This is a genomic window from Photobacterium carnosum (assembly GCF_002849605.1).
GTDB classification, from domain to species: domain Bacteria; phylum Pseudomonadota; class Gammaproteobacteria; order Enterobacterales; family Vibrionaceae; genus Photobacterium; species Photobacterium carnosum.
This window is the reverse complement of the sequence record NZ_NPIB01000046.1, coordinates 1-10310: the sequence shown is the minus strand read 5'-3', so window position 1 is coordinate 10310 and position 10310 is coordinate 1. Positions and strand designations below refer to the sequence as shown.

7 protein-coding genes and 1 pseudogene are annotated in these 10310 nt (G+C 35.2%); 5 read left to right on the top strand and 3 right to left on the bottom strand.

The genetic code is table 11. The features are described from left to right. Positions 1-254 precede the first annotated feature (254 nt). Positions 255-506, top strand: coding sequence for a hypothetical protein (locus CIK00_RS20780; RefSeq protein ID WP_101770424.1), 252 nt, complete (start codon positions 255-257; stop codon positions 504-506). A gap of 883 nt (positions 507-1389) precedes the next feature. Here the strand turns inward: CIK00_RS20780 and CIK00_RS20775 are convergent. Further along, on the bottom strand, positions 1390-1665 hold the full coding sequence (locus CIK00_RS20775; RefSeq protein ID WP_101770423.1) for a hypothetical protein: 276 nt from the start codon (positions 1663-1665) through the stop codon (positions 1390-1392). 145 nt (positions 1666-1810) lie between these two features. Between CIK00_RS20775 and CIK00_RS20770 the strand changes: the two genes are divergently transcribed. Next, complete coding sequence (locus tag CIK00_RS20770; protein WP_101770422.1) at positions 1811-3184, top strand: MobA/MobL family protein; 1374 nt, start codon at positions 1811-1813, stop codon at positions 3182-3184. A 1843-nt stretch (positions 3185-5027) separates the two neighbouring features. Here CIK00_RS20770 and CIK00_RS20765 read toward each other — a convergent pair. Next, positions 5028-5426, bottom strand: coding sequence for an H-NS family histone-like protein (locus CIK00_RS20765; protein WP_101770421.1), 399 nt, complete (start codon positions 5424-5426; stop codon positions 5028-5030). 306 nt (positions 5427-5732) lie between these two features. Here CIK00_RS20765 and CIK00_RS20760 point away from each other — a divergent pair. Continuing rightward, positions 5733-6020: pseudogene (locus CIK00_RS20760) on the top strand (hypothetical protein); the annotation flags it as partial. 16 nt (positions 6021-6036) lie between these two features. On the opposite strand, the gene CIK00_RS20755 reads toward CIK00_RS20760, so the two are convergent. After that, complete coding sequence (locus CIK00_RS20755; protein ID WP_101770420.1) at positions 6037-7146, bottom strand: YeeE/YedE thiosulfate transporter family protein; 1110 nt, start codon at positions 7144-7146, stop codon at positions 6037-6039. A 617-nt stretch (positions 7147-7763) separates the two neighbouring features. Between CIK00_RS20755 and CIK00_RS20750 the strand changes: the two genes are divergently transcribed. Both CIK00_RS20750 and CIK00_RS20745 read left to right on the top strand, forming a co-directional pair. Further along, complete coding sequence (locus CIK00_RS20750) at positions 7764-8270, top strand: hypothetical protein (RefSeq protein WP_101770419.1); 507 nt, start codon at positions 7764-7766, stop codon at positions 8268-8270. Positions 8271-8829: 559 nt separating this feature from the next. Next, positions 8830-9831: a replication initiation protein gene (locus CIK00_RS20745; protein ID WP_101770418.1), complete on the top strand. Its 1002-nt coding sequence runs from the start codon at positions 8830-8832 to the stop codon at positions 9829-9831. Positions 9832-10310: the final 479 nt, after the last annotated feature.

Here is a 10310-nt window from a genome sequence, read left to right as displayed (position 1 = left end):
TTCCATTTTCACTGTCCTTGTTTTTCTTAGATGATTAACGATAGAGCATATGAGACGTGTTTACTATTATTTTGATTGATCCTAATCGATGTATTTAGCCGTTACACTGTCTCGGATCGCATAAGATACATATTGTTAAATAGCTAGTAGGTGAAAAATGTTAAATTATGTGATATTTAAACTAAAGGTTTACCATGGAACTCCTATGGTGTATCTTTAGTTTTTATTGTCTTTTATCTTTAAGGAAATTGGTAATGGCTAAAACATTTTTTCCTAACGCAGATCAAATTGATTACGTATCTGCTAGTGCTCCTCACCCTGAAAATACTCAGTATAAGATTTCTATTGGTCTTGAAGTTTGGGGGGGGCAGAATCATCCTGTAGCTAAAATACAAATGGTTTATGATGGAGTAGTAGCAGGCAGAAGAAGTCCTTCTTATCCTCTAGGCTCTGATGATTTTCAGAGAGTTACTAAAAAACTTGATGAGTTGATTTCAAACCGATAAGTGTAGTTAATTAAGCATCAATAAGAGATCGCTTCTGTGGTCTTTGTCGTATCTGATCATTGCAACGTGTCAGTACGCATAAATAGATTAACTGTTAAATACCGCCCAATTTGAGGCGGTATTTTTGTATGTGAGGTAGATTTAAAATAAATCTAACCAGCCTATACGGCAGTGAACTTTTTTGCGATCCTGCTTGTTTCCTAAGAAAGGGGGTAGTTTCCTCAGAAAAGGGGCGGTTTCCTAAGAAAGGGGGGCGGCTTCCTAAGAAAGGGGGTGGTTTCCTCAGAAAAGGGGCGGTTTCCTCAGAAAAGGGGGTGGTTTCCTCAGAAAAGGGGGTGGGTTGGTTCGTCTCCGTGGATTCGGGAAATGATCTGACAAAATGTATTGCTAGTTGAATGTCATTAGTCCTGATTGTAATGTTATTTTAACTATTTGTTTTCATTGGTTTTTTTTGCAAAACAAAATGTATTTCTAGTTGAATGTCATTAGCCCCGATTGTAATGTTATTTTAACTGTTTGTTTTTGTTGGTTTTTTCCAAAACAAAATGTATTGCTAGTTGAATGTTATTAGCCCTGATTGTAATGTTATTTTAACTATTTGTTTTTGTTGGTTAAATTTATTTTTTATAAGTTTTTCATCTGAAATTAGGGTTGTTTTTATTTGAAAATTGCTTTTTTTTGGTGAAATGCTCCAACAATCGGGGATTATTATTACTGATTTTTGTTGTTTATATAGAAAAGAGGCATGTTTCTATCTCTCATATTTTCATTCTAGTGGTTTTTATTGCTTATTTTTTTCCTTTTTAGATAGACTTGAGCCATTTTCTTGATGAGCTTTTTGTGAAATTTCATCTGGTGTGAAATCTAGAGTTTTTTCCATGTATTACGCCTCAGCATCATTTTCATTGATTGGTGTTAGATTAAAGAGCTTTCTATCTCTTTCTGCTGTTAGATATTTATCAATATTTTTTAGCATCTTTGATTGGTAATCTTGATTCTTACTCATACCATCAAGAACCATCGCACCTATCAATATTTTTTTTCGCGTTTCTTCTTTTCTTGATTTTTCTCGCTCACGATTTTTTTCAGCATTAGCCTTTGCTTGTAATGCTTCAATCTGTTTTGTTATTTTTTCTAATTTAGTTAATTTATTTTCCATGATGAAAATCTCTATTTTTAAAAGTGGTATTTTATCATTGCAGTAAGACTTATTATACTACCCCGTAATGTAATAAGGGCGCACTTAGGACTTGTACCAAGTCGCGCGTTTCACTTCGTGAAAAAAGAACAGAGAAGCAAAGAGCATGGCGATTTACCATTGTAGTGTTAAACCAATCTGTAGATCGGCAGGGCAATCTTCTTGTGCATCTTCGGCTTATCGTTCTGCTGAAAAAATCAAAGACGAAAGAACCGAAATTATTCATGACTATACAAGAAAAAAGGCAGTCGATTTCACTGCTTTAATTGGTTGGAATAATGATCGTTCTAGTCTTTGGAATACGGCAGAAAAAGCAGAGAAAAGAAAGGATGCAACTGTATCTAGGGAGTATGAATTAGCCTTACCTAAAGAACTCTCTAATGATGAAAAGATATCGCTTGTTCTCGATTACTCAACGTGGATATATGAGCGACATAATGTAGCCGTTGACGTATGTGTTCATCAAATAGATTCAGACAATCCTCATGCTCATATTATGACAACAACAAGATCAACTGATGGTGATCTGTTAGGTGATAAAGTTCCTAGAGAATGGTCTGATACGAAAAGAAAACAGCATGGATTACTTGGTCGGAAAAATGATCTTATTGAAGCCCGTGAAGTATGGGCGGCTCATTGCAATAAGGCATTAGAAAAAAATAATTTTAATGAGCGTGTTTCTCATTTGTCATTAAGTGACCAAGGAATACAAAGAGTTCCCCAAATACATGTTGGTTATGTTGCCAAAGAAATGGAGAAAGCAGGTTTATGTTCTATTCGAGGTGAAAGAAATAGAGAGATCATAAGAAATAATCAGCCACCCATCGTCAGGGATAGAAAAAATCTATCAAAGGCGATTCATTTAGATAGGTTATTAAAAAGGAATAGTCATGATCAGCTTTGCGGAAACCCACAAATTGATGACAAAGGCGAAAGCAACAATCAGGGCAATCGAAAACAGGACAGATGGAAAGAGAATATTCTCCGAAATATTAACCGACACAGACATGGTTCATCGGTGCGTAAACTATCCGACATTGCCAGCAGCTTGCCACGTATGCCCCAACGCGATCTATATGACAGAGAGCGACAAAGACAACCAAATAATCCTTCAATGTTATTGCAGCCTACTAAACGTAATAACGTGGGATTTAACGAACAAGAAACGGATCGAGTTTTGCGACGGAGAGAGAGCAGCGAACAGTTAGGTACTTTCGATATCAAGTATAAATACAATAAAGCTAAGCATACTTTTAATATGACTATTAACGGTAAAATGCCATTAGATGTTGTTACGAATGCTCAACTTAAAGCTATTCAAAGCAGTGATAAAATTTTATTGAGAGTTGATTTTGATGATTTACAGCGTGGTGAAATCCCATTAAATAAGACTTTAGGGGAAATGCCTCGATTTAAAACACTGAATTCTGAATTAAAAGAAGTTGAAAAAGTAGAAATTACACGCGGTTTTACGATGTGATTTTGTCGGTTATATGACCAAAAAAGGAGGGCGAAGATAAAGGGTTTTATTAGCTATATCAGTTATCTAAGTTGATTCACACCCAGCGTATTACACAAAATCTGTATAATTAAGTCAGTATTTTCAAAGTGTTGGATGGTTATCATTTTATTTAAAAATGAAATCATATGCTTGAGCTGTTTTGATTTGCAGAGTAATATCTTTAGCATGATGTAAAAAAACCTAGCTTGCAGGCTAGGTTTTTTCGGAATACTTAAAACGATTTTCTACGCTCGTTAAGTTCTACTATGATAGCCATATCACGTTAGTTCTTCAAGTATTCCCTCTACATCTCGCTATATTATTTTATACCCACTGAATTTGTGAACGGCAAGACTACCATTCACACGATGACGTATCTGTTAGGGTTAGCAAGAGAGTTCTTGCCATCCGATGTCTATTATACATAGGCGAAAACAGGCGGGGATCAACATACAAATTCAGGTAATGCTTCGGGTAATATTGGCGTGATTAGGGTGAGAAGGAGGAAAGCCTACTTCGTTGTAGACATTCAATCAAACACACCACTTAAAACACTGCACTCGTGAGCGAGCAACTTAAAGAGCACTGACACTAGAATGTTATCTCAGTTGTAGGAGACACACGAGGCTCAAGCTGCTGATTGACCCTAAACCATTGGGGAGGCTTGAGGCTATAGGACATGGTTAGTACCTATAGGGAATGTAAGCGATATACTCGGCTCGGTGTCGGCATATTCTTCTTCCGAAGTAGCAGCCTTTCTTATGACTGAAAAGTTCTAAGGAAAGCTGCTGCTATGGGAATTTTGCTCAACCTCTCTCAGAATCAGCATATCTCCAACACGCTTTAAGTTAAGAAGAAGAAGAAAAAGAAAATTTGTTGTTGATAGCGGAGCGAAAACTAAAAGCTCTCTCGATGTTAAATTGTCGATTGTGTGTAAAGTTAGGGCAGCTTGTCTGTCCTACTTTTCCACATGAGACAACTCACTACTACTGACGGGCTACCGCTTGTCGATACATGGTGCTTGGATAATCTCGTACCTCGATTAACCAGGCCCACGTATTCGAACTCAGAAAACATTACTTTGTCGTCAATTCCTCATAAACACCGGTCAAACTTTCATTTTGGGATCGGGTAACACTGATAACAAAATCACAACGTCACTTTTTTACCGTTTTATCCGCACAAAATCTCTCAAAATACCCATTATCCTATCCGTTCTGAATGAACAGTGATCACGTAGTGCGCGTTAGATGGATACTGTTAAATACAGCCGCTTTTAGATAAAAGTCATACTAGGTGTCGAGTGATAGGTATTTGTGGTCTTAGAATCGTTTCTAGGGGCGATTTGATGGGTATTTGGGTTACATCAGACTGATAAGTGGTTTATGGGAAGATGAATTGAGAAAAACTGGCAGATTTAAAATAAATCTATTTCGAGGTGTTTTGTGGGATTTTAGATTTATTTTAAATCTAAGGTGCAAGATTGCTAATGTCGACCTTTGTTGTCTCTTAGCACAGAAAATGCAATCTTTTGAATAGATATCAAAATACAAATATCAACTTACACTATTCGTTAAAAGTATAATTGTCTTTATTTTTTACAGATTCTTTTTTATGAAAAAATTATTAATCGTTTTATTAGTTGGGTTATTTGCAGTTGGTGTTGCGAATGCGTGTCCACACGGAGAACATCCATATGGTGGAACAGGTCCTCACCATAAAGGTGGTTGGTGCGCATAAATAGATTTGATGTGAAATACCGCCCAAGTTGAGGCGGTATTTTTGTATGTTAGGTAGATTTAAAATAAATCTTATTGACGTATTAAATAAGAAAATCGTCTAAATTAGCCCCGTTATCAACAGCTAATTTTAATGCTTTTGGTATGCGACCTTGCCCTGTCCATGTTTTCTCATCTTGATTATCATCAAGATATTTATATTTTGCTGGGCGTATTGCACGAGGTTTTTTAGGTGCTTTTTCTTGTATAGATAAAATATCTTCAATAGATAAGCCATCAGATAATAGCATTTGACGATAAATCTCTAATTTTTCTTCACGTTCTTTGGATGAGGCTTTTTCTTGCTCATCTTCTGCAATACGCTCATTTACAACTTGAGTTAAATTCTCTAATGCCTTTTGTAACTGCTCAATAGTTGTTGCTTCACGAGTAAAAGCACGAAGGCTGCGAATGTTCATTAATAATTTTATAGCGTCTGTCATGATTTTCTTTTTTATTGAATGGTTTTGTATTTTATAACAAAAGATGATCTTTTCGAATAGGTCCCTATTAAAAACATTTTTCGCATCGAATTTTTATTGAGTCTATGTTGTGTGGATTCGGATCGCATAAATAGATTTGATGTTAAATACCGCCTCAAATTGGGCTAATGTTATTCACTTAAACCTGAAATCCTTATGTAAGAAAACTTTTGATAATTAAAGAGTCTAGCTATAACTGGATTCTTTGCTATCTGAAATATTCTATTTTGTACGCAAAACAAAATATCCTTAAGTGAATGGCATTACTTCGTATCAGCGATCTCTTTAAATAAAGATGGTCATCCTATTTATATGCTGCTAAGTGTTGTTTCTTGTCTGAAAAAATAAGAAATTATAGATTAAGTTAAAAATTAAATAAAAGGAACGTATTACGCGATTAGAGAAAAACATATTCCTCGTTACTTTGGTGAATTTTGTTTTTGATTTAATTATCGCTTTCGAGTTGAAAATATATTTAATATACTGATTAAACGTGGTGCAAAATCGCCACCGATGCCAGAAAAATTATTAATTTTGACTGAGACTCGGTGGTGATAAAATGATTTATTACTTAATTATAGAAAAATTGACGTAATTTTATACCGAAGATACTACCAAATAACGCAACAAACATCCAAAGCCATCCATGTAAACTACCAGATGCTGTACCATCAAAAAAGCCACCCAAATTACATGCGGCATACATAGCTCCAATTCCCATTAATAAGCCACCAATAATTGATGCCATAATGATTTTAATATTAATTGGATTATCATTTTGTTTATTACGAATACATTTTGATAAGGCTGCGCCTAAAACTCCAGCCCAAAACATACCAACCATAGGATTACTGAAAAGAGGTTGTGCTAGTTTAGGATAATTATTAAATAAACCAAACCATGATGCACATCTTAACGCCATATCGTAAATAGCTCCCGTAATTGTCCATGCAGAACCATATATAGCAACAATACTAGAGTTCAATAACGCAATAATTATTCCTCCAGTAAGTATTGTAAAATGGCCATCACGCCAAAATAAATGTTTCCCTCGTAAAAGTGGTTGTACTTGTTTGGTACGTTTAAACTCGGTACGAGAAAAAACAACAAAAAGCAATCCAACAAATGCTAAATTTAGTAATGCTCCGCTTAAGAATCCCCCTGTCAAATCTTTCATTAGAACAACTTGACTGTGAAATGTTGTATTAATTATTTGTTGATAATAATGACCAATTAATGTACCAATACCATAAAAAATTAATACAATCCAAAACCTAGGTTTAGCTTCTCCACAACAATATAATGTACCAGAAGCGCATACTCCCGCTAATTGCATACCGCAACCAAATAAAAAAGCGCCGCCAATAAAAGGGATCCCAATTGGTATTATATTTCCAACCATTTTACCACCAAAGAAGGCATGACCAAATGATAAGCAAATGGTAAAAAGGACTATTTCGATAGAGATCGTAATAAGACATGATCTAACATAAAAACTATCACATTTAGTTAGCATTTGACGCCAACCAAAAACAATTCCGAAACCACTGAACGATAAAGTAAATCCAAGTAAAAACCCAATAAAAGCCATTAATGCCCATTTTATTCCTAGAGTTTGCTCAAGCCATAACAATAAGAAAATAGTCAAAAATATAATTGGTATTATGTGTTTTTTATTCATTTGTTTAAATAACTCAAGATTGTATTAAATTTCTTTTATTTTCTATTTTATATATTAATTAAGCAATAAATTAAAAATGTGAATTTATGATGATTAAAAGAATGGGTGAGTTCCTAGATTATTGATTTGAACTATCATTACGTTTTAGTACTTTGACTGATGATTATTATAGTGATCCTTTTTCTTCAATGTCCTAAGTGTAATAGCTCAGAAAATGTTCGTAAAAATGGACGCTAGCGTTATCAATGCTCTGGCTATCGACATACTTTTCAAACAAATTATTCAATGAAAGGCTCGTAAGCGAATAATTAATCACACATTCTAATTACAGTCTGCTTTTGTCATAGTTCTCCGACTAAAACTAACAAAATGTTTTTTACTGTTTAATTTTTCTATCTTTGAGTACGCATAAATAGATTAACTGTTAAATACCGCCCAATTTGAGGCGGTATTTTTGTATGTGAGGTAGATTTAAAATAAATCTATTTTTACGTGTTTACCCCTGTTTTAGATTTAAAATAAATCTATCAAAATGTGATGTTTCTTTATGAAAGCGATCATTTTTTGTGCTAGATTGTCCGCACTTGTCATTTTTATATTTGTTTGGAGTCCGTACAGTGAAAAATAATAAACGAGCAAATGAAACTGCAACGTCGGTGCGTAAAGATATGCGTATGGATAAAGACTTACTTGCACTTGTTGATGCTGTTAGAGGAGATGTTCCTTTTGCTGCTTGGGTTAAGCGAGCAATTAAAATGAGACTTGAAAAAGAAAATGTTATTCGAGAACGTACGGTTAAGTCCGTACCAATTCAAATGAAAATTGAAAAAGAAAATATTAATCGAGACTGTACGATTAAGTCTGTACCAATTAAAAAATCTGTAAAGGTACTAAGACATAATCCAAAGGTTAAAAAAATATCATCTAATATGCAGCGTTCAATTAAAACGAAAAAAATATTATTTGATGCGATAAAAATATTATCTGTTGAAGAAAAAATAGAAATTATTAAAGCACGTTACCCAAAAAGTGAATTGCGGAAAGCTATTGGTGATGTTGTATCTAAAGATTCAATTGCGAAGTATTGGGATGAGATTGGAATAGTTTTAAATGAAAATGATTAAATGATTACTAATTTTGAGTGATTTTTTGTTTCCTTTTATTTAGTGCTGTCTATTTGCTGCTTATTTGCTGCTTATTTGCTGTCTTTCTTGTGATTTGCGGTCTATTTGCTGTCTATTTGCTGTCTATTTGCGGTCTAAAGTATATTTCACTAAATGTAAGGCAAAAATAAAGGCACGTTACCGACTGAAATCATTTTGCAAAGGCACGTTACCGATGTATACAAAACTCGTTCCTCATTGTGTATATATCGACGTGCCTCTGAAATTCTTTCATCGCGTGCTAAAGGGGAAACCCCTTTAAAACCCTTTTCACTCTACGAGTGATTTTTAAGATCTTGAAAAATTGAGCGTGATTTTAAGATATTGATGCAGGTAGGATTTGGGCGTAATATCGCAGATAAAACAAAGCCTCGATTTCTCATACTTTCAAACTTGGCGGAATGAGATTGAGAAAATCGAGGCTGCGAAACTAATCATTGAGATGATTTGCGTCTCTAAGGAAATTATAGCAAATGGGAATTCAAAAACAATCTAATAACCGCCTTAAGTGCAGTTATGAGTGAAAACCAATCAATTAAATCTCTTTAAATCTGATTTTATCGAGTCACTACCTACAAAACCCTATTGTACTGATGAATTGGGCGTGACATTTATTCGTCCTAAACTTACCGCAATCAATAAAAAGTACATTCAAGTTAATCGACCATCGACTGATTTGTATTTAGTTTTTGATCTTGATTATGAGTATTCAGCCTTAGCATGGTCTGATCTAAATCTACCCGCGCCAGCGTGGGCTGCTAAAAATCCAATTAATGGACATTCCCATTTAGGTTATGCGCTAAGTGTTGGCGTCTGTACGTCATCAATGGCAAGACTTGCACCTCTTAAATATTTAGCAGCAATACAATCGGCTTATACAGAAAAATTAAAAGCTGATCGTTCTTATGCTCGATTATTAACGAAAAACCCATTACATGAAGCATGGCAAACAACATGGTGGACTGATGAAAAGTACACTCTCGATTATTTGGCTGATTTCGTTGATCTGACAGGACACCCATTAAGGGGTAAAGAGAGTCATGGATTAGGGCGTAATTGTGAGTTGTTCGAGAACGTGGCTCATTGGGCATATAAGGAAGTTCGAGAATATTGGTCGCCTAACTATAAGAGTAAATGGCAAGATGCTGTAGTGAGTCATACAGAGGCTTTAAATGCTCAATTTATCGAGCCGTTGCCTTACTCCGAAGTAAAAAGTATCTCTAAATCGATCGCTAATTTTGTTATTCGCCATTTTAGCCCTGAAAAATTCCGTGAATCTCAGTCTATCAAAGGTCGTAAAGGTGGATTGATTGGTGGTAAACGAGGTTCTATTGAGGATAAAGCTAAGGCTGGTCGAATATCAAAAGGTGGTGGTCGTCCGTCGAAGTCAGGTTTTAGTAGGGAAGAACGCGAATCTTTAGTATTAAAGAAAAAAGCTCAAGGGTTATCTAACCGAGCTATAGCTGATGATCTTAGTATTTCGTCTAGTACCGTTAGTTTAATTCTTCGTAATTCACGATAGTGATCGAAACAACAAAGCCTTATCAGATAACAGCCCGTTTTAGGGCTGTTTTGCTTTCTCGGTAATATCAAAGAAACCTTATTGTTTGTGTGCGGAGCACAAACTAATCATGTACTCGATATTGAATAAGGTGATTGTGTGTAAAGTTGGGGGCAGCTTGTCTGTCCTACTTTTCCACATGAACCGATTCCCATTAAGACTGACGCGCTACGCTTGTCGATACATGGTGCTTGGATAATCTCGTACCTCGATTAACCAGGCCCACGTATTCGAACTCAGAAAACATTATTTTGTCGTCAATTCCTCATAAACACCGGTCAAACTTTCATTTTGGGATCGGGTAACACTGATAACAAAATAACAACGTCACTTTTTTAACGTTTTATCCGCACAAAATCTCTCAAAATACCCATTATCCTATCCGTTCTGAATGAACAGTGATCACGTAGTGCGCGTTAGATGCATACTGTTAAATACAG

Bases quoted from the DNA above. Each gene is read 5' to 3' on its own strand.
- CIK00_RS20755 (WP_101770420.1), bottom strand. From the start codon at position 7,146: ATGAATAAAAAACACATAATACCAATTATATTTTTGACTATTTTCTTA.
- CIK00_RS20780 (WP_101770424.1), top strand. From the start codon at position 255: ATGGCTAAAACATTTTTTCCTAACGCAGATCAAATTGATTACGTATCT.
- CIK00_RS20770 (WP_101770422.1), top strand. From the start codon at position 1,811: ATGGCGATTTACCATTGTAGTGTTAAACCAATCTGTAGATCGGCAGGG.
- CIK00_RS20775 (WP_101770423.1), bottom strand. From the start codon at position 1,665: ATGGAAAATAAATTAACTAAATTAGAAAAAATAACAAAACAGATTGAA.
- CIK00_RS20765 (WP_101770421.1), bottom strand. From the start codon at position 5,426: ATGACAGACGCTATAAAATTATTAATGAACATTCGCAGCCTTCGTGCT.